Source organism: Flexithrix dorotheae DSM 6795, from assembly GCF_000379765.1.
GTDB classification, from domain to species: domain Bacteria; phylum Bacteroidota; class Bacteroidia; order Cytophagales; family Flammeovirgaceae; genus Flexithrix; species Flexithrix dorotheae.
Map to the genome: position 1 here is coordinate 656,686 of NZ_KB903431.1, position 20,386 is coordinate 677,071.

Consider the following 20,386-nt stretch of genomic DNA (forward strand, 5'->3'; position numbering starts at 1 on the left):
AGTTAGGAGTGAACTAAATATGCTTTTTTTTAGCCGAAAGCTTCAAACTAAAAAGTCCTATAAAATAAACTGCCAAAAAAAAATTACATGAGAGATTATATTAAGTGAAATAATAATCCTTTTTAATGAAGTTTAGAATTTTATTTTTTATTTTTTTTATTTACCATTTTTTTTATGGGGTGAATTCGTTTTCTCAAACAAGAAAACCGATCGCTGATAATGGTATTTTAAATTTACAAAAATGGAATTTTGAAAAGGATGGGGCGATAAAACTGGATGGGGAATGGCTATTTTATTGGAATAAATTTCTGGATTCTACAGTGGAATCAAATTCTAATAATCAGTTGCATCCATTAATAATAAAAGTCCCCTCTGCATGGAATAATGTTTCCCAAAATGGTTTTGAATTACCAGGAATGGGATATGCCACTTATCGATTAAAGGTTTTATTGCCGGATTCTACGGAAAGAATGGGGTTGAAAATACCCACTGTGGGGAGTGCCTTGGACGTTTTTATCAACGGAGAAAAAATAGCAGTATCCGGTACTGTAGGAAGCAATAAAGCGAAAATGATTCCCAGTCTTGCCTCATATGTAACCTATTTCGATCTAAAAGGAGCAAATGAAGCTGATATAATTCTGCATATCTCAAATTTCTATCATAGCAAAGGAGGAATAAGAAATTCTTTTAAGCTTGGTTTAGAAAAAGATATTCAGGGTGGATGGGAAAATGTCTTGTTTTTAGAGTTGTTTCTAATTGGTTGTATTTTTATAATAGGGCTTTATCATCAGGGACTTTTTATCCTTCGAAAAAATGATAAATCACTTTATTTTTTCGGCTTATTTTGTTTTTTGATGGCTTTGAGAATAACCACTACTGGTGAATACCTCATTAATAGTATTTTCCTAATTAATTGGGAATGGGTGGTTAAACTGGAATATCTCAGCTTTTATTTTTGTGTTCCTGCCTTTGCTGCATATGCGTACTACGTTTTTCCTCTTGATATTTCCAGGATTATCATCAGGATTTCGATGGGAGTTGCTTTAGGTTTTTCTTGTGTGGTTATTTTTACCCCTGCAGAGTTTTTTTCTCAGTTATTAGTTTGGTACCAGATTTTTTCCATTGGAATGGGAATTTATGGTATTGTGGTACTTTATATCGCTATAAATAAGAAAAGAGAAGGAGCTAATATATTTTTTATTGGTTTTAATTTGTTGTTCTTAAGTTTGGTAAACGACATTCTATATTCCAATGGAGTAATTCAAACCGGTAATTATTTTTCCCTTGGTATTTTTGTTTTTATTTTTTGCCAGTCATTTTTGTTGTCCTTAAGATTCTCCAATGCATTTAACCGGGCAGAGTCTCTTACCAGAGCCTTAAACGATGTGAATGTAAATCTGGAAAATCTAGTAGATGAGCGGACCCGATCATTGAAAAAAGCAAATACTGAGCTCACGGAAAAAAATGCCCAGATTAATGCACAACATGAGGAGATGATAAAGCTCAGCCATGAGTTAGATAAGTTTGTATACAGTACCTCACACGATCTAAGGGCCCCGATAGCATCTGCCTTAGGCCTTGTAAATCTCGCCAAAAATGAAAAAAATATTCACTTGGTGCATCAGTATCTTGAAATGAATGAAAAGTGTTTGGGAAAACTGGATGGAATTATAAGGGATATTATTAATTACAGTCAAAATTCCCGTCTGGAGGTACTAAATGAGAAAATAGATTTTGAGAAACTTACTGAAAACGTGCTTGAAAACTTTTTGCTGGAGGGGGATTTAAGTAAAATTAAGATTAACGTAAATATTTCTGGAAATCAGGATTTTTATTCTGATGAAAGTCGATTGTTTGTAATGCTTAAAAGCTTGATTTCCAATTCTATAAGATTCTCTGATTTATCTAAAGAAAATCCATATATTGCCATAAATATTAAGGCGGGGAATGATAATGCTGCCATAAATATTACTGATAACGGGAGGGGAATTGAGGAAAGCCATCAGGAAAAAATATTTGATATGTTTTTCAAGGCAAATGAAAATAATTCTGGTTCCGGATTAGGGCTTTATATTGTAAATGAGACTTTGCTGAGGCTGGGAGGGAAGAAGGTGGTTTCTTCCAAGCCTGGGATGGGTACAACTATTACCCTGCTTATTCCTAATTTTAATTCAGGTACTATTCCTGTGCATAAATTTTCAAGCACCTCCTCTTCAATTTAAATATACCAGATAAAAAAATATCATTCTATTGATTGTATCACATTTGAATTGATAAAAGCCTCATAGGCAGACTTTCCAATAAAAATTGACTTGCTTTCTACCCAAAAGGAATTTAAATTACTTTCGGTTGACAGGGTTCTAATCCTGTAGAAAAGATGAATAAAAAAATTAGCTTTGCAGGAATTTGAAGGCAGTTTAGCACAAAGAATTTAAATTGGGAAAAATGTTTTTAGGAATTGATATAGGGAATACCAATATTGTTTATGGAATTTTTTCAGGTGGGGAGTGGCTTCCTCAAATAAGGGTGGAAACTTCATTGCATAAAAATGCATCTGATTATGAGAGGCATTTGAGGTCTGAATTTTTGGAACAGGATATAAAAAAAGATCAGATTCAACAAGTAGTTATAAGCAGTGTGGTCCCGGGAATCACGAATACAATTGAAGAAATGGTTCATTTATTTTTAGGTGTTCAACCCTTTTTATTGAAGCCAAAAAATATACGCCAACTTCAATTAGGTATACAAAACCCATCAGAAATAGGAAGCGACCTGGTTGCAAATGCACTGGCAGCTGTCCATAAATTTAAACAAGCCTGTATTGTGGTAGATTTTGGAACAGCTCTTACTTTTACCGTGATAAATGATAAGCAAAAGATACTAGGGGTTTCCATTGCTCCAGGGATAAAAACAGCCATGAAGGCATTGTCCAGCAATACGGCCCAATTACCTGAAATTCCCCTGGTGCTTCCGGATTCAGCCATCGGAAAAAATACTGTACACGCTATTCAGGCAGGGATTTTAGTGGGTTATGTAGGCATGGTAGAGCACATGATTAAGGAAATAAAAAAAGAAATGCCAACCGATACAAAGATTATTGCCACTGGGGGACTTTCTTCTGTATTGAAACCTTTAGCTATTCTTTTTGATGAAATAGATCTCCATCTGACTTTAAAAGGGCTAAAGATTTATGGTGAAAATTATCCATTGTATTAATTGATTTGGTCATTGATTTCCTTTAACCATTTTACAAGTTTTTGAGCTTTTTTATGTTTATTTTCTCTTTCGAAATCTCCACTCTGGCTTAGAAATACTTGTTCATATTTATTTGAATCAGCGCTAAAATCATATCCCGAAAAAACAATGGCTCCCATATCAGCACCTATGTTTTTAGCTTCGGATATTTCCCCTTTTTTGGCCTCTTCAATCAAACTGAACATTTCCTGCAATTCCTCTTCACTAACCCTGATTTCGGTAAGCTCAGCATGGCTAAGGTTTTCTATCATTTCGGTATTACTCAAAAAGCCTTTTTCAGAGAAGTGCCAATTAGCATTATTGTCTACATTATATTTGAGTACATTTCCTTCGTGATCAATCAACCAGCCCTTGTTAATATAACCCCAGGCATGATTTACATGGGAGTATTGGAATAGTACGAATTGTTCGGTAGGAATGGGCGGGAGATTATCTTTATTTTCACATGAAAGACAAAAAAATAAAATAGAAATGGCAAGAAATTTTGAAATCATTTTCATTACAGAAAGGATTTTTAATTTCCTGCCATTACGAGTGAAAATTCCATTTCGCTTCACCAAAGATGGAATTTTTAACAGATTTTATTTTTCAGCTAATTGGTCTATTGAACCTGGGCAAATGCTGAGGCAACCTGATCAATGGCCTCTTTACCTAATTCGTCATCTGTATTAACCACAATTCTATATCTAAAAGTAGTGGATTGTCCTGGTTCAAGTTTAAAATTTAGCACTTCCTTACCTTTTGAAAAAACTTCCTGGCCTAGTGGGTTAGCAGAAAATAATCCATACTTTCTGGAATGCCAATAAGTTGGATATCCCGGGTTCTCCGGATGGTCCACGATGACTACATTTATGGTTTTCCCATTTTTCTTCCCAAATAATTTGCACCAATTCGCTCTTTTCGCCCAAACATCTCCACCAGTGGTCCCATTACTGTTTAAATAATCTCCGGAAACTCCTGTATTATCCATTTTAGCTACTTCTGTTGGATTACCTTTAGCATCTGTAAGAATTAATTCTTCGTCAGTAGGTAATTCTAGTTCTCGGGCCATTCTTATGGCAAATGCACCTTCCTTATTGTCCTTAAAGCTTACTGCTTTTTCCTGAGCCGTTAATTTTACAATTCTATCAATTATTCTTGAATTGCCATTTTCGGAAAATGTAAATCTTGTTTCTTCCTTAAGTAAAACTTCACCTTCATTGTTCAGCCAATCTGCTTTTACTTCCAGTGTTCCATTATCCCCATTGCTTGAAGATACAATATCGGTATGTTTAATTTTCCCATACTCACTTTTCTTTTCCACAGGAATGTCATAGGAATTGTTCCAGAAATCTAGTCCATTTACATCTCCATAGTTAAACCAGTTTCCTACATGGTGAGGATGGTCTACTCTTTCCCCTGGTCTGGGATCAAGTGGAAAACCCCGGGTTATGGCAATATTTCCTGGGGCATTTATTGGATATAATACAGGTTTTTCAAGATCAAGTGGATAGATGTAGGCCGTGAAAAGTTCATCTCCAAACCAGACCTCTACTTTTCTATCAGCTTCCTTATTGATTAGTTTAATATTTTCATCTTTCTCTTCCATTGATGGTTCTGAATTCGTGGTGTTTTCCTCTTTAACCTTTGAACTACACCCGATAAGTCCAAAAATTACAGAAATAATGAGGAAATTAATTATTGATTTTAACTTCATTTTCTTCAGTTTTTTTAGAGTTATATGGTTTTGAATAATTTCTTTAAAAATTTTAAACAGATCCGGAATCAATGACCAAATGAGCCAGCCGGATTGTGGGATTAAAAAAAGTGGCAGAATCAGTAATCACTGCCACTTTTCCTTAATCTATTCAAAAACTTCAAATAAATTAACTGGTCACAATTTCCTGGTTAATCTCATCAAAGGTAACTTTCTTTCCTGTGTGCAAGGCTGTAGTTGTCATTAAGTTAGCAATAGAATGATTATAACCAACTTTCACAGGGGCATTTGTATTTACGTTTCTATCCCTAACACATTCCATCCAGTTTCTCATATGGGCTGATGTCATATTATCCACACCGGTGTTTGCTCCGGTTTCTACTTTCACTAAGTCAGCCAGTTTTAAATCAGGTAATAGATTAGGTTTCATTCCCATGGCTGAAGCATGTTTTTCCTTAAGGCCACCATCTGGAGAAACTGTATTGGAATCCAGGTTTAAAGTACCGCCATTGGAATAGTAAATTTCCTTGGTCCCACCTGCACTGTTGTGCATTCTGGAAGAGTAAACTACCTGAAAACCTTTTGTTTCGTCATCTAAAGGACCGTATTCGAAAACTGCAGTCATGGTATCTGCATTTTTTCTACCGTCTTTCCAGACATACACTCCACCATTAGCCGAAACGCTTCTTGGGTGGTTCAATCCACTGAACCAATGAACTGTGTCAATTTGGTGTGACATCCATTGGCCCGGAATTCCTGATGAATAGGGCCAAAATAGTCGATACTCCAAATATTTTCTAGGGTCCCATTCCACTTTTGGTCGATTCATTAAATATCGATCCCAATCGGTGTCTTCCTTTTTAATTGTAGAAGTTAAATCGGGCCTTCTCCATCTTCCGGGTTGGTTAACATTCCATGTCATTTCCACCATGGTAATATCTCCAAACTTTCCTTCCTTTATAAAATTATGGGCAGCATGATAATTTTGCCCACTTCTTCTTTGTGAACCGATTTGAATGACCTTACCAGATGCTTCAATCGCTTTTAAAGCTACCTTATTGTCTTCCATTGATTCGGCAAAAGGCTTTTCGCAATACACATCACATCCGGCTTCTACAGCTTGTTTGGCATGAAGGGCATGTTGAAAATCTGCTGTACTAATAATTACAGCATCAATATCTCCCCGGTCATAAAGTTCTTCATTATTTCTGGAGGCTTCGATGTTACCAGCCTTCATGTCATTTTTGATATATGCCAAACATTCTTCTCTTCGCCTGTTCCAAATATCTGAAACGGCAACAAACTGAAAATTCAGTTCTTTGCTATGATTGGTAAATGCCGGGATTAATGAACTTTTAGCTCTGTTGGAAAATCCAACGATACCTACTCTAACCCTGTCATTTGAGCCAATAATCCTGGCATAACTTTCAGCTGAAAAGGTGGAGGCTACTCCCAATCCTACAGTTCCTAATGCAGTTTTTTTAATAAAACTCCTTCTGGTGTTTTCTGATCCGTTTTTCATTTTCGTATTAATTATTTGACAAAATTAAGCGGTGTCTTATTTGTTGTATTTATTTGATAATCAGTTATTTGAATATGCCTGGTTATGGTAAAGGATTAACCGATCCACAACCAGGCATAATTCATTTATTCCAAATCTCTAATCCAGATATTTCTAAAGCTTACAGGATTTCCATGATCCTGAAGAATAATTGGCATTTTTTCAGGGTGAGGCTCATAAATTGGAATTCTGTTGTATTCCGTTGGTCCCTTTAATTCAAAATTATTCTGCACCAAAACACCATTATGAAAAATGGTTACACTTGCAGGTGATTTTAAAATACCATCCTTATTGAATTTTGGAGCATTGAAAATGATGTCGTAAACTTCCCATTCTGATGGTGGTCGCATAGCATTTACCAATGGGATAGATTGCTTGTAAATACTGGCAGCCTGGCCATTCGAATAGGTTTTGCTCTCATAAGAGTCCAATACCTGAACTTCGTATTTACTCATCAGGAATATTCCACTATTTCCTCGTCCCTGGCCTTCTCCCACAATTTCCTGAGGTGATCTCCATTCAATATGTAGCTGGCAACTGCCAAATTCTTTTTTTGTTTTTATTGCTCCGGTTTTAGGAACTACTGTGAAAATTCCATCTTTCACTTCCCATTTGGCTTCCCCACCATCCTTACCGGCACTTTCCCATTCAGATAAGTCATTTCCTCCAAATAAAACAATGGCATCAGAAGGAGGAGTAGCATTATCAGATCCGGGATCTACTTTTCGGGGTACTGGTTCCCAAATTTCTGTGGCTTCAGGTGGTATTTTTCTATCCTGCCCAATAAGCAGATTTGAAATTAATAAGGTAAAAATTAAAAATACTAGTTTGTTCATTTCGCTCTGTTTTATAATAAAGACACCGATAAATGGTAAATGTTAAATAATTAATTTTCTAAATATAAACATGGCATTGTTTTCCATAAATTTATTCAGGAAAAACACTTGACCAAAAGGGATTTTTACTGTTCCAATTCCTGCAAATAGGTTTTAAGGCCATTTGAAGATGCCGGACTTTCAACACCTCCTGAAAAGATATCATCTGCAGTAATATTTACTTTGTTGTAATAAACCCAATTAGACTTTTCATTGATTTTCAGAGAAGATCCATCCAGGCTTACTCCGGCAAATAATCCACGACTTCGTGAATAAGAATAGACTTCAGCATCCATTGTGATATCAGTTCCTGCACTAACCTGTCTCCCAACAGGACCAGCAGCAACGGCTGCATCCGCCCCTAAAGTAAATTCACTTTTTTCAATATCCCTGATTTTCTGACTGCTTTTAAACACAAGGATGACATCTATAGATTGTGCGCCTGCCTGAAAACCTATACTTCCTCCGGTTAGATTAATAAATGTGGGATCTGACCAGTTGCCTCCTTTGTCTTTGATTAAAGCAATGCCCTTTCCATGTCTTCCGCCTACTATAAATCCCCCTTTTATTACATTGGGAACTATGATGATGGCCTGGGCTCTTTTTAATAATTTGGCAGGAATACCACTTTCCGGTTTGGCATTTATTTCTTTCATCACGGTGAGTGCCTTTTCTACCTTTTCTACTTCTCCCTCATTATCCTGGCTCATGGCCTTTAGGGAAAAACATGAAATTAAAATTGTGAAGTAAAATAAAAATTTCGCTTTTTTCATATTGAGAATTTTTGCTTGAAATTAAGGAATTATCTGAATTCTTAGGTTAAAAAGTAAATAAAATAAACCGTAAACGGTGTTGCCAGTTTAAGACTAAAAACAAAATGGATTATTCCGCAGATTAATTGGAAGAGACGATTCAGATCGTTTAAATTTACAACTTTAGGAATGAAAACCTTAACCACAAAATAATATTAAAATGAAAGAAGTATTTATCATTTCCGCAGTAAGGACTCCAATTGGAAGTTTTGGCGGAGTTTTGTCATCCTTATCGGCCACTCAGCTTGGGGCAACGGCCATTAAAGGTGCTTTAGAAAAAGCTCATGTAAAACCCACCGAGGTGGATGAAGTTTTTATGGGCAATGTAATAGCTGCCAATCTTGGTCAGGCTCCTGCCAAGCAAGCCGCTTTATTTGCAGGTATAGGAAATAATGTGCCATGTACCACAGTAAATAAAGTTTGTGCTTCGGGTACAAAATCAATAATGTTTGGGGCACAAAGTATTATGCTAGGTCAGGCTGATATCATTGTTGCCGGTGGCATGGAATCCATGTCAAATATTCCATTTTATTTACCAAAAGCAAGATTCGGTTATGGTTATGGCAATGGTGAGTTGGTAGATGGACTGATGAGAGACGGACTTACAGATGCCTATAATCAGAATGCCATGGGTGTTTCTGCAGATAATACAGCAACAGAATATAGTATTAGCAGAGTGCAGCAAGACGAATATGCGGTAAGATCTTATCAATTATCTGCAGTGAGTACGGAAAAGGGGTATTTTGGAAATGAAATTGTTCCTGTGGAAGTGCCGCAAAGGAAGGGGGAACCACTTTTGATAAAAGATGATGAGGAGTTTAAGAAGGTGAAGTTTGAAAAAATACCCCAGTTACGTCCGGTTTTTTCCAAAGATGGAACAGTTACAGCTGCAAATGCTTCCACCATAAATGATGGTGCATCAGCTTTAGTATTAGCCAGTGCAGAAAAGGTGAAAGAATTGGGATTAAAACCTATAGCCAAAATCGTGGCATTTGCCGATGCAGCAAGGGAGCCGGAATGGTTCACTGTAGCACCTACACTTGCAGCTCCAAAAGCGTTAAAAAATGCAAGTCTCTCTTTTTCAGATATTGATTATTTTGAAGTGAATGAAGCATTTGCAGTAGTTCCTTTAGCTTTCAATAAGGTATTAGATATTGATCCGGATAAGGTAAATGTATTCGGAGGGGCGGTTTCTATCGGACATCCTCTTGGAGCTTCAGGAGCCAGAATTGTCACTACATTATGTAATGTCCTTCAACAAAAAAATGGCAAATATGGAATGGCTGCAATTTGTAATGGTGGTGGTGGAGCCTCCGCAATGATTATTGAAAAATTATAAATTGTTTGTTTTGAAAACAAAGTCGAATCTAATGAAGATTTCTGTTAAGAAACAAAAGAAAACTTTAAGCCCTCGATTGAGGGCTTATTTTTTTTGAAATTCTTGTAATAATTTTTTAAACCGGCCTACTAACCATCTAAACAGCAAAAATCCCCTTAATGCAATTTTTATCACTTACTATTTTTTAAAAATTATATTTGCACAGGAATTATTTAGATTACTTTTTAAAGTATTCAAAACCCAAATCCTCCTTAATTTTTTATGGAGTTTTGAAGTAAAAAGCAAACCATGGCCAGGAAAAAAACAAACAAAAATCTCTACATTATCATAGGTGCCGTACTTGTATTATTAATAGCTTTCGGGTTTATAGGAAAGCAACAGGGATGGATAGGAAAATCAAAAGCCAAACAGGTATTATTTGGAAAAGCCAAAAGTGTGACCATTGTTGAAAAAGTAAATGCTTCGGGAAAAGTCCAGCCGGTAAATGAAGTGAAATTGAGCCCTCAGGTACCTGGAGAAATTCTGGATATTTTTGTAGAAGAAGGGGATTCAGTAGTGAAAGGGCAATTGCTATTAAAAATTAAACCTGATAACCTTGTTTCTGCGCTGGATCGGACCATCGCTTCTCTAAATACCCAAAAGGCCAATTATGCTCAATCCAAGGCCAGATTAGCGCAATCAAGAGCAAATTTTAAAAAAGCCGAACGGGACTTTGAACGAAATAAAGGGTTATTTGAACAAAAGGCTATTTCCCAACAAGATTATGATGCTTACCTGGCAAGTTTTGAAGCTTCTGAAGCTGAATTTAAGGCATCGGAGCAAAACGTAGAAGCTGCCAGGTATACCGTTTTAAGTGCTGAAGCAACAGTGAAAGAAGCTAGAGAAAATTTATCTTTTACTAATATTTATGCACCAATGGGAGGTACGGTAACTAAACTTTTGGTGGAAAAAGGTGAAACGGTGGTAGGAACACAACAAATGGCAGGTACGGAGATGCTTAGAATTGCCGATTTGAATTCCATGGAGGTAAGGGTAAATGTGAATGAAAATGATATCATCCGAGTAAGTGAAGGAGATACCGCTGTAATTGATGTGGACTCTTATTCCCACACCGGAATTAAATTTCAGGGTATTGTTTCGGCTATTGCCAATTCAGCTAATGAAGGTTTAACCGGTGCAAGTGACGCAGTTACTGAGTTTGAAGTTAAAATCAGGGTTTCCAATGATTCTTACAAAGAACTTTTAAAAGTTGATAAAGTCGAATCACCCATTGATCCGAGTGGAACTCCATTCAGGCCAGGGATGACAGCCAGTGTGGATATCATCACTAACAGGAAAGAAAATGTATTGGGAGTCCCATTAGCATCAGTTACTACCCGGAAGAAAAAAAATGCAGGGGAAGAAAACACAGAAAAAGGAAACGAAAATAACAACAATGACCAACAAGCTGAGGAGGAACAAAGGAAGAAAGAAATAGAAGCTCTGGAAGAGGTTGTTTTTGTGCATGAGGGTGATTCTGTAAGGAAAGTTGCCGTGGAAATTGGAATCAGTGATTTTGATAATATTCAAATTATTAAAGGTTTGGATTTGGATGACGAAATCGTGATTGGTCCTTACCTGCAGGTTTCAAAGCTGCTGAATGATGGAGATAAAGTGGAACTAATGGAGGATAAAGGTAAGAAAAATGGCTTTGCTGGTAGTAACTAAAGACGGAAGTATTAAGCTCCAGTGCTATTATTCCCGAGAAATAGAAATCTCTCTATCAGTCTTTTAGGGCAAAATAATATACGATTAATTTTGAATTACTGCTTAACTTAAGTGGTTAAACATAAAAAAGGGAGTTGGAAAATTTATTTTCCAACTCCCTTTTTTCATTAACCCTGTAAAATAACAGAAAATTAATTTGAGCCTTCTGAAGCTTCCTGTTTAATTACCTGTCCTTTAAGTTTTAAAGTTTTTACCTGTTCGGCTGCATTGGATTTAATTGTGATGGTTTTATAAACATTACCAGGTCTCCCTTTACTGTTAAATACCGCCTTTATACTTCCTGTTTCTCCTGGCATTACAGGTTCTTTAGACCACTCCGGAGTAGTACATCCACAAGAAGCTTTCACTTCGGAAATAACAATTGGGGCATTCCCTGTATTCTTAAAAGAAAAAACATGCTCGGCCAATGTTCCTTCCTTTATATCTCCAAAGTTGTATTCTTCTTCTTCAAATTGGAAAGCTCCCTGAGCAAAAGCACCCGAAATCGGAAGAATTAATAAGAAAATAAATAAATACTTTTTCATAATTGATGTATATTTTATGTAATTAAGCTGTTGTCAAAGATAAACACTTGATAATAAATAGGAAGTTTTTTTTTATTTTTAGGCCCGATTGTAATTATTATACCACTACCACGTATTTAGAATCTAATCTTTTTTAACTACTCAAACCGCTTTTTTATTAACTCAACCTAATTGGATATCGATTAGTATTAAATAGCTTATTTTTGTTTGCTTCTGATACAAAATAAAAAATATTAACTGATTTTTTTTGACTTTAATTTTTTAGTTCGAATAAGAAGATTTCAACTTGAAAAACTTTCGAATCTTCATGATCAGTTGAATAAATTGTATGGTTACGTATGAAATTAATTAGAAGTGTTTTTTCCTTATTCACTATTTTTTGCCTTTTTCAATCAATCAGCACATTTGGTCAAAAAATAAACAGATGTTCCACTATGGAATACGATCAGCACATGCGGGAAAAATATCCATCTCTCGGAAGTATGGATGGGTTTGAATCGTGGATGCAACATGAAATTAGAAGGAAGCAGCTTAAAAGGACCAGTGCTGAGGATCAGACTGTTTTTGTAATTCCTGTGATTGTACACGTGATTTATAATGATGAAAATGTAGGAGAAGGGACTAATCTTCCAGCAGATCAGATTACCTCACAATTTTTGGTGTTAAATGAAGATTTTCGAAGAAAAAACGGAGATAGACTCAATACTCCTGCTATGTTTCAGCAGGCGGCTACTGATATGAAAATTGAGTTTAGGCCTGCCTTGGTTGATCCCGATGGAAATGTGCTTGCTGAACCAGGAATTCACAGGTATAATGGAAAGAAAGACAGGTGGTCTGAAAACAGTATTGACAATGAAATTAAGTCAAAAACTTCCTGGGACCCCACAAGATATATGAATATTTGGGTAGCTGATATGGGTCCGAGTACATTGGGCTATTCCACCTGGCCCAAAAATTCAGGTAATCCCGGGGTGCCATTTGAGGGTGGTACCGATGACAAAGATGGTGTGGTGATAAACTCAAGGGTATTTGGATCTAATTATACCGAATTGGGAGAATTTGACTACATTCAGGATAACCGGTATGACAAGGGAAGAACCTGTACTCATGAGATAGGCCATTTTTTTGCAATTCTACATCCCTGGGGTGTAAATGGTGGTTGCTCGGATGACGATTATTGTGAGGATACACCTGCCACAAGTAGCAATAGAGATGATGTTGCAAGTCCTTGTGAATTTCCTGATCCTAAAAAACCAAATACCTGTATAGAAGAAGAAAATGATTTGCCTGATATGTTTCAGAATTTTATGGACTACACGGCTGATGCTTGCATGAATTTGTTTACGCATAATCAGAGGGAAAGGGCAGTGGTTGTTTTGCAGAATTCCCCAAATCGTAAAGAATTACTTGCCTCCTCCGTAATTAAGCCCCACTTTGCTCCATCTCAACTTGAGGTAACGGAGAATTTGACTGCCGGGTATGACTTAACCTGGAATGATAATTCCCTCAACGAAACAAAATTTATTGTGGAAAGATCTGCCTCAAAAAATTCAGGATATACGAAAATAGGGGAGACTTCATCCAATGTGACTACCTATCTGGATAATCCGGGCAATGGTATTTTTTATTATAGAATTGTGGCAGAAAACCCTGTGGGAAGGTCAGCGTATTCTACCATACAATCCACTCCAAACCTTCCACTGCCTACAGCCCCTGCCAACCTTTCTGCTACCACTATTTCCCAAAATGAAATTAAACTTTCATGGGATTTAGCCGATTTAAATGCAACAGGGGTTGAGGTTGAAGTTTCTGAAGGAAATAATAACAATTTCGAAAAACTATCAGTGGAAACAGTTCCTTCGGGACAGACCACATATGCGGTAGAGTCTTTAAATGATAATCAGGTTTATTATTTTAGAGTAAATGCTAAAAATGGCACTGGAAATTCACCTTATTCAAATGAAACCTCCGCGGCAACTTTTCCTTACCAGCCCGAAGGACCAGAGAATCTTCAGGTAATCTTCGATAAATTAAACAGACACTTTTATTTGACCTGGAACGATCAATCCGATAAAGAAGAAAGATTTATTATTGAACGTTCTACTGACTCATTGGAAAATTTTGAAGAAGTAGATTCGGTGATCGAAAACGAAATAGAATTTTTAGATGAAACCTTTTCTCCACCTCCGCTTTCTGTGTTTTATTATAGGGTAAGAGCACAAAACATAGGGGGAAACTCTCCTTACTCCAATATCGCCAAATTCGATGCAGTTACCGGAATTGAGGGGGCTGCAGAAATGACTGATTTCACTTTAAATGTATTTCCTAACCCGGCAAGAGGAGTAATTTATATTGAATTTAAAAACTTTGACATTCCGCAGAAAGTCAGGATCGAGTTGACAGATCTCGCAGGTAAAATTTATACAAATGAAGAAATTACCATTTCTGATTCCCAGCTTAATTTTCCTTTTGACCTCACTGGTTTTTCTAATGGCTTATATATTATTTCAGTAAGTAATGAAGATCTGAAATCTTTCAAAAAAATAATCATCCAAAATTGAATTATTTCCGGAAAATGAAATTTAAAACCACCATAATGTGCTTAGGCATATGTTGCCTGTTTTTTTTGACTTCGGTAAAATGTTCTTCTGATAAGGTCCAGGAAAAAATTCAGGATGTAGAATGGATACATATTAATGAAAAGGATGATGGTACTTTGAAATATTTTCAGAAGGAGAAAGCAGGTATGAGTCCAGGTAGAAGAGAGTCAGTTATTTTTATGGAAAATGGCAATTTTGAATGGAAAAAACCTGGTCCAAATGATAGAAGAATCATACATGAAGGAGATTGGCAATTGTTAAATAAAAATGAAATCACACTTGAATTTGATGATAATTCTTTAAAAAAAATCCCGGTTAAAATTGTATCATTTAAAGGTGATACCCTGCTCCTTCAATACGAATTCTAATTTTCTTTCTCTTAGTTTTTCATTAGATTTGCAATGAATTATTTGTACCGTTTTGAGGTAGAAACTCAAATGACTTTTTAAAATCAGTAATTTTTTTGATTTGTTTGGTACAAATGATTTGTTCCTCTTGTTATAAATATTAGAAACACTTTTGATGTATTATTATCAGGGTTGCTCTCAGGGTTATCATACGGGAAATTGTTTTTTGTTTTTTAGTCAATTTCCAAGGGTGCTGTTTTTAAATTTATAACTTGCTTTTATCTACCTAAACCAAAATGTTGTGTATCAGGATAATCTAATTGACAATAATACTTTGACAAAGGAAGAAATTCTGAACGATTACAGAATAGTCTCAGAAAGCCGTCAGGCCAGTCTAATTGGGCGAAAGGAAGTTTTCATGGGCAAAGCCAAGTTCGGAATTTTTGGAGATGGTAAGGAATTGGCGCAAATTGCCATGGCTAAGGTTTTTAAACCAGGAGATTGGCGTTCAGGGTATTATAGGGATCAGACTTTTATGTTTGCGATTGAAGGCTCTACGATACAACAGTTTTTTGCTCAATTATATGCTCATACAGATTTATCGCTGGAGCCCTTTTCTGGAGGAAGATCGATGAATGCTCACTTTGCCACCAGAAGTCTTGATGAATCCGGAAACTGGAATGATCAGATGGTGATGAAAAACACCACTTCTGATATTTCGCCCACAGCCGGTCAAATGCCAAGGTTGGTGGGACTTGCTTATGCATCCAAATTATTCAGGGAAAATAAAGAACTTGCAAGTCTTACAAAATTCTCTAAAAATGGAAATGAGGTGGCTTTTGGCACTATAGGAAATGCTTCCTGCGCTGAAGGATTATTTCTTGAGGCTATCAACGCAGCGGGGGTTTTGCAAATTCCAATGCTAACTTCGGTTTGGGATGATCATTATGGCATTTCTGTTTCTAATAAATATCAGATTACCAAGGAAAACATTTCGGAAGTACTTGAAGGTTTTCAAAGAACCGGGAATAAAAAAGGAATTGAAATTTTCAGTGTAAATGGTTGGGATTATGAAGCCTTATGCCAAACCTACAAAATGGCTGATGAAATTTGCCGTAAGGAACACGTTCCTGTATTAGTTCATGTAAAGGAAATGACACAGCCACAGGGACATTCCACTTCAGGTTCTCATGAAAGATATAAATCAAAAGAAAGGCTGAACTGGGAAAGGGAATATGATTGCAACAAGAAATTTAAAGAATGGATTCTTGAAAATGGTTTTGGAACCAAGGAAGAGTTAAAAGAAATTGAATCTAAGGCTTTGGCTACTGTAAGAAAAGCCAGACAGGCGGCCTGGGATGATTTTTTGAAAGATGTGAGAAAGGATCATAATAAGGTGGTTCAGATTTTAATAGAGACAAACAAAAAAGTTGCAGCAAATAATAAATTAAGGGAAATTAGAAAGGAATTGGAAAAAACCCTTAATCCAATTCGCTCTGATGCTGTTAAAGCCGCAAGAAAAGCACTAAGAGTTTTAAGGTATGAAAATAAAGCTTTAAAGCAGGATTTACTGGATTGGCTTGCTAATGTAGAAAAAGAAAATTATGAACGGTTTAATTCCCACCTTTACAATGAGTCTGCCAGTTCGGCTTTGAAAGTGAAAGAGATTAAACCAGAGTATGATGAAACAAGTAGTGAAATTGTAGATGGTCGGGAAGTTGTACAAGCTGCGTTTGATGCTATTTTAAAACGGGATCCGAGGGTATTTGCCATAGGGGAGGATGTAGGTAAAATTGGTGATGTAAACCAGGGATTTGCCGGCTTGCAGGAGAAGCATGGGGAACTTAGAGTTACGGATACAGGAATAAGAGAACCTTCTATTATTGGGCAGGGAGTAGGAGCAGCCCTCCGAGGGCTACGGCCAATTGTAGAAATTCAGTATTTGGACTACATTTATTATGCGTTACAAACCATAACAGATGATTTGGCCTGTTTGCAATACCGTACAAAAGGTGGGCAGGTTGCTCCTTTAATTATCCGGACCAGGGGACACAGATTAGAAGGAATCTGGCATTCAGGTTCCCCAATGAGTACTTTACTGGGAAGTATGCGTGGTATTTATATTTTAGTTCCGAGAAATATGACAAAAGCAGCCGGTTTTTATAATACCATGTTGCAATCGGATGATCCTGCACTTATTATTGAATGCCTTAACGGCTATCGTTTAAAAGAAAAGCTGCCAAGCAATATTGGAGAGTTTACTGTTCCGTTGGGAATACCTGAGGTTATTAGGTGGGGAGAGGATGTTACTGTGGTTACTTATGGCTCGATGTGCAGAGTGGTGATGGAAGCTGCAGAGCAATTATTTGAGATGGGTATTAACTGTGAAGTAATTGATGTTCAGAGCTTACTTCCATTTGATGTGAACCATAAAATATTGGAGTCAGTCAAAAAAACAAACAGGGTAGTATTTGCTGATGAAGATGTAACTGGAGGAGCAACGGGATTTATGATGCAAAAAGTGATTGACGAACAAAATGCCTACCAATGGCTCGATTCAAAGCCTGTTTGTATTTCAGGCAAGGACCACAGACCTGCTTATTCCAGTGATGGAGATTATTTTTCTAAACCAAATGTGGAAGAAGTTTTTGATAAGGTTTATGCATTGATGAATGAGGCTGACCCTGCAAGGTTTCCGGAATTGTACTAAAAGCATTTTGGAATAAAATGCTATTAAAAAAGCCCTGGACTTAAAAACCCAGGGCTTTTTTAATTTCTGCCATTTTCTACGAAATAAGGTTAAAACTACCTTTTAGTTTTCCGTTAGTGAAAATTTATAGATAGTGGTGCTTTCGTATTTTTCTCCCGGTTCCAGTAAAGTAGAAGGAAAAGAAGGCTGATTGGGAGAGTCTGGAAAATGCTGTGTTTCCAAACAAAACCCAAATCTGTCTTCATAAATTTTATGTTTCTTTCCCTTTATTCCTCCCAGAAAATTTCCAGTATAGAATTGAATGCCAGGTTCAGAAGTATATACTTCCATCAATCTCCCGGAAATGGGTTCCTCAACCTCAGCGGCAAGGCTTATTTCCTCCCCACTATTTTTTATTACAAAATTGTGATCATACCCGGTTCCCAATTTGAGTTGCTGGTGATCCTCTTCAATTCTTTCTCCTATTTTCATAGGTTCCCTAAAATCAAAGGGAGTAGATGAAACTCTTTGCAATGTTCCCAAAGGGATCATGTTTTCATTTACGGGCGTAAAATTATCCGCTTTAATGGTAATTTTATGATCGAGTATATTTCCATTTCCTGCTCCCTTCAAATTGAAATAGGCATGATTTGTTAAATTACAATGGGTGTTTTTGTCTGTTTCGGCAAAGTATTCAATTTTAAATTCATTCTCATTGTTTAGGGAATAAACCACTTCAACTTTAAGATTGCCTGGAAAACCTTCTTCCATATCTTTGCTTAAATAAGAGAGTTTGATACCTGTATAATCATTCCTCGAATCAAGCTCTTCAACTTCCCATATCACTTTATCAAATCCCTTTAAACCACCATGTAAAGTGTTTTTCCCATTGTTTTTAGGAAAATTGTAATCAATACCATTAATCTGAAACTTTCCATTGGCTATTCTGTTACCAAACCTTCCAATAATAGCCCCCATATAAGGGTCATTATTTTCTATATATTGGTCCAGTTTATCAAAACCAAGTGTAATATCTTCGGCAGTACCGTTTTTATCGGGTACAAACAGACTAACTACTATCCCACCATAATTGGTAATACTCACACTTAATCCATTATCATTTTTTAGCGTATAAAGATTTATATTTTCTCCATTGGGATGTTTCCCAAAAGCCTCTTTTTGTAGTTGCATATTTTTCTGGTTTTTAAGAAAAAGTTTCAGTTGAAACGTGGCGCAAAGTTATCAATAATTTTTTGTTGAAGTTTCACTTTCCACGATTCCTTTTACCAAAAGAAATATCCTAATATTGGTTTTTGGGCCTTATTGTAAGTTTGATTTATCGGAAACATACATTTGGGTAGTTTGGGAATAAGTGCCACCCAATGGACTTTTAAAAATTAATTCCACATAAAATGCTTTATAACCATTTTCAGGGAAATCAATACTTGCTTTTATATCCTTTTTGCTATCCAAATCCAGACTTTGAGCTACAAATTTTTCATCTCTAAAATCCCTGTCACCCTCAGAGTTGGCTACCCACAAATTGGCTTTTTCAAATGGCCGGTCTGCCCGAATAGAAATGGAAATTTTTTCTCCTTCATCATGTGCTTTCCATTTCACAACCGGGTGTTTTGTAGAAGAAATAGTTTCTTTATAGAATGCGGCAAGGGCTTCAAGAGCTAATTTCCCATCACCAAGGTCATGACCGGCATTGGGAACATACAAAAGATGGTTTTCTCCGGGAATTTCATTTAGATAATGTTTTATTGCATCTGCAGGCCAGTATGGGTCATTTGTTCCATTAAATATAAGTTTAGGCATTTTCAGTTTTTTCCTGTAGGTATATGGGTCTACCAGGCCTAATAATTTTTTGCCTTCATCTGATGCCGCCTGTTGTGGAATTCCTAGGTCTACATAATCCTGTATTTCCGGACTATAATCTCCCCATGCTTCTTTCTGGTATTCCATTTGAACACTCATATTCAATACATCAATAACCATGGGAGCTATAGCCGTAACTCTTTCATCATTAGCTCCGGTGAGCCAGGTGGTCCAGCCTCTTTTTGATGCTCCAGTTACCACAAATTTGTCGATATCGATTTTCAGTTCCTTTTTTCCAAATTCCTGAATAGCATCCATTGCTTTCACCGCACTTTTTACCATTGGGAAAAGCAAAGGCCATGAATCATCGTTTGTTTCCTGATACTTATGGAATGTGTAGCTGATAATTTCATCTTCCACTCGTCCTCCAAAAATAGGTTGATTCGGTACCTGTTTTAAAAGTGCCATGGGCGATTGGGTTGCCACTGACATTTTTCCCAATCCATATCGATCCTCTTTATTAGAATCAGTCCATTTGGGCTGTCCATTTTCTATTTTTCCTCCAGAAATAAAAAGAAGGGAGTGATTATTATTATCTATTTTTTCGGGAATGAATAGGGAAAGTTGATGTACCCAAATCATATCTTTCCATTTTTGAGAAGTTAATTTCAGAACATAAATCGTATAATTTTCTTTTTCAATTTTTTCGTGAACCGACCACTTATACTCTGGTTCAGGTTTATTGAGGTGTTTTTCTATAGCCGTTTGGCTGAAAGATGGAACACAATAAAATGATAAAAAAAAGGAAAGGGTTAAGGCCGCTTTAAAAAATAGTTTCATGAAATAAATAAGTTAATAGTTTATGTGACAAAATCTTTCTGGTAAACCTTTGGGAAGATGCTTTCCCTTGGACAATTGCCAATTTGCATCATTCCAAACCTGGCATCTATCTTCATTTTCAAATAAAAAATTATTGATAAAAGAAGATTTTTTTGGATTAACAAAATACCTTATTAATATTACGACTAACTTTATTCGTAATTAACAGATAGGTATTCTATCAGTTTTATTACTTTAATTCTGATAAAAGTTACTATTTG

The 20,386-nt window shown here is 36.3% G+C and carries 15 protein-coding genes; 7 read left to right on the forward strand and 8 right to left on the reverse strand.

Features of this window, described 5'->3' with window-relative positions:
- Positions 1-179: 179 nt before the first annotated feature.
- The gene (locus A3EM_RS0106755; protein WP_169513333.1) at positions 180-2,222 is read left to right on the forward strand and encodes a sensor histidine kinase; all 2,043 of its coding nucleotides are present in this window, start codon (positions 180-182) and stop codon (positions 2,220-2,222) included.
- Positions 2,223-2,445: 223 nt separating this feature from the next.
- Complete coding sequence (locus A3EM_RS0106760) at positions 2,446-3,216, forward strand: type III pantothenate kinase (RefSeq protein WP_020527424.1); 771 nt, start codon at positions 2,446-2,448, stop codon at positions 3,214-3,216.
- Here the strand turns inward: A3EM_RS0106760 and A3EM_RS0106765 are convergent.
- The 5 genes from A3EM_RS0106765 to A3EM_RS0106785 all read right to left on the reverse strand — a co-directional run bounded on the left by A3EM_RS0106765 (position 3,213) and on the right by A3EM_RS0106785 (position 8,160).
- Positions 3,213-3,749 carry a hypothetical protein gene (locus tag A3EM_RS0106765; RefSeq protein WP_157637764.1) on the reverse strand — a complete coding sequence of 179 codons (537 nt, stop codon included), beginning with the start codon at positions 3,747-3,749 and terminating at the stop codon, positions 3,213-3,215. The genes A3EM_RS0106760 and A3EM_RS0106765 overlap by 4 nt on opposite strands.
- Before the next feature lie 107 nt (positions 3,750-3,856).
- The gene (locus tag A3EM_RS0106770) at positions 3,857-4,951 is read right to left on the reverse strand and encodes a DUF6807 domain-containing protein (protein WP_245576488.1); all 1,095 of its coding nucleotides are present in this window, start codon (positions 4,949-4,951) and stop codon (positions 3,857-3,859) included.
- 169 nt (positions 4,952-5,120) lie between these two features.
- Complete coding sequence (locus tag A3EM_RS0106775; protein WP_020527427.1) at positions 5,121-6,473, reverse strand: Gfo/Idh/MocA family protein; 1,353 nt, start codon at positions 6,471-6,473, stop codon at positions 5,121-5,123.
- 125 nt (positions 6,474-6,598) lie between these two features.
- Positions 6,599-7,348, reverse strand: a complete 750-nt coding sequence (locus A3EM_RS0106780; RefSeq protein ID WP_020527428.1) for a 3-keto-disaccharide hydrolase — start codon at positions 7,346-7,348, stop codon at positions 6,599-6,601.
- A 125-nt stretch (positions 7,349-7,473) separates the two neighbouring features.
- Positions 7,474-8,160 carry a lipid-binding SYLF domain-containing protein gene (locus tag A3EM_RS0106785; RefSeq protein WP_020527429.1) on the reverse strand — a complete coding sequence of 229 codons (687 nt, stop codon included), beginning with the start codon at positions 8,158-8,160 and terminating at the stop codon, positions 7,474-7,476.
- 199 nt (positions 8,161-8,359) lie between these two features.
- Here A3EM_RS0106785 and A3EM_RS0106790 point away from each other — a divergent pair, with 199 nt between their 5' ends.
- Both A3EM_RS0106790 and A3EM_RS0106795 read left to right on the forward strand, forming a co-directional pair.
- Entirely contained in the window at positions 8,360-9,538 is a 1,179-nt protein-coding gene (locus tag A3EM_RS0106790) for an acetyl-CoA C-acyltransferase (protein WP_020527430.1), read from the forward strand.
- 288 nt (positions 9,539-9,826) lie between these two features.
- Positions 9,827-11,245: an efflux RND transporter periplasmic adaptor subunit gene (locus A3EM_RS0106795; protein ID WP_020527431.1), complete on the forward strand. Its 1,419-nt coding sequence runs from the start codon at positions 9,827-9,829 to the stop codon at positions 11,243-11,245.
- Between the two features lie 191 nt (positions 11,246-11,436).
- Here A3EM_RS0106795 and A3EM_RS0106800 read toward each other — a convergent pair whose 3' ends face one another.
- On the reverse strand, positions 11,437-11,829 hold the full coding sequence (locus A3EM_RS0106800; RefSeq protein ID WP_020527432.1) for a DUF1573 domain-containing protein: 393 nt from the start codon (positions 11,827-11,829) through the stop codon (positions 11,437-11,439).
- A 434-nt stretch (positions 11,830-12,263) separates the two neighbouring features.
- Between A3EM_RS0106800 and A3EM_RS45575 the strand changes: the two genes are divergently transcribed.
- From A3EM_RS45575 to A3EM_RS0106815, 3 genes are all read left to right on the forward strand, one after another.
- Positions 12,264-14,390: a T9SS type A sorting domain-containing protein gene (locus A3EM_RS45575; protein ID WP_020527433.1), complete on the forward strand. Its 2,127-nt coding sequence runs from the start codon at positions 12,264-12,266 to the stop codon at positions 14,388-14,390.
- Between the two features lie 14 nt (positions 14,391-14,404).
- Positions 14,405-14,797 (forward strand): hypothetical protein, encoded by a 393-nt coding sequence (locus A3EM_RS0106810; protein ID WP_020527434.1) that lies wholly within the window; start codon positions 14,405-14,407, stop codon positions 14,795-14,797.
- Between the two features lie 280 nt (positions 14,798-15,077).
- On the forward strand, positions 15,078-17,486 hold the full coding sequence (locus A3EM_RS0106815) for an alpha-ketoacid dehydrogenase subunit alpha/beta (RefSeq protein WP_020527435.1): 2,409 nt from the start codon (positions 15,078-15,080) through the stop codon (positions 17,484-17,486).
- 102 nt (positions 17,487-17,588) lie between these two features.
- On the opposite strand, the gene A3EM_RS0106820 is transcribed toward A3EM_RS0106815, so the two are convergent.
- Positions 17,589-18,656: an aldose epimerase family protein gene (locus A3EM_RS0106820; protein WP_020527436.1), complete on the reverse strand. Its 1,068-nt coding sequence runs from the start codon at positions 18,654-18,656 to the stop codon at positions 17,589-17,591.
- Positions 18,657-18,785: 129 nt separating this feature from the next.
- Complete coding sequence (locus A3EM_RS0106825) at positions 18,786-20,126, reverse strand: PhoPQ-activated pathogenicity-related family protein (RefSeq protein ID WP_020527437.1); 1,341 nt, start codon at positions 20,124-20,126, stop codon at positions 18,786-18,788.
- Positions 20,127-20,386: the final 260 nt, after the last annotated feature.

Excerpts from the sequence above, each read along its gene's own strand:
- A3EM_RS0106760 (WP_020527424.1), top strand. The coding sequence starts at position 2,446 with ATGTTTTTAGGAATTGATATAGGGAATACCAATATTGTTTATGGAATT.
- A3EM_RS0106765 (WP_157637764.1), bottom strand. The coding sequence starts at position 3,749 with ATGATTTCAAAATTTCTTGCCATTTCTATTTTATTTTTTTGTCTTTCA.
- A3EM_RS0106770 (WP_245576488.1), bottom strand. The coding sequence starts at position 4,951 with ATGAAGTTAAAATCAATAATTAATTTCCTCATTATTTCTGTAATTTTT.
- A3EM_RS0106775 (WP_020527427.1), bottom strand. The coding sequence starts at position 6,473 with ATGAAAAACGGATCAGAAAACACCAGAAGGAGTTTTATTAAAAAAACT.
- A3EM_RS0106780 (WP_020527428.1), bottom strand. The coding sequence starts at position 7,348 with ATGAACAAACTAGTATTTTTAATTTTTACCTTATTAATTTCAAATCTG.
- A3EM_RS0106785 (WP_020527429.1), bottom strand. The coding sequence starts at position 8,160 with ATGAAAAAAGCGAAATTTTTATTTTACTTCACAATTTTAATTTCATGT.
- A3EM_RS0106790 (WP_020527430.1), top strand. The coding sequence starts at position 8,360 with ATGAAAGAAGTATTTATCATTTCCGCAGTAAGGACTCCAATTGGAAGT.
- A3EM_RS0106795 (WP_020527431.1), top strand. The coding sequence starts at position 9,827 with ATGGCCAGGAAAAAAACAAACAAAAATCTCTACATTATCATAGGTGCC.
- A3EM_RS0106800 (WP_020527432.1), bottom strand. The coding sequence starts at position 11,829 with ATGAAAAAGTATTTATTTATTTTCTTATTAATTCTTCCGATTTCGGGT.
- A3EM_RS45575 (WP_020527433.1), top strand. The coding sequence starts at position 12,264 with ATGGAATACGATCAGCACATGCGGGAAAAATATCCATCTCTCGGAAGT.
- A3EM_RS0106810 (WP_020527434.1), top strand. The coding sequence starts at position 14,405 with ATGAAATTTAAAACCACCATAATGTGCTTAGGCATATGTTGCCTGTTT.
- A3EM_RS0106820 (WP_020527436.1), bottom strand. The coding sequence starts at position 18,656 with ATGCAACTACAAAAAGAGGCTTTTGGGAAACATCCCAATGGAGAAAAT.
- A3EM_RS0106825 (WP_020527437.1), bottom strand. The coding sequence starts at position 20,126 with ATGAAACTATTTTTTAAAGCGGCCTTAACCCTTTCCTTTTTTTTATCA.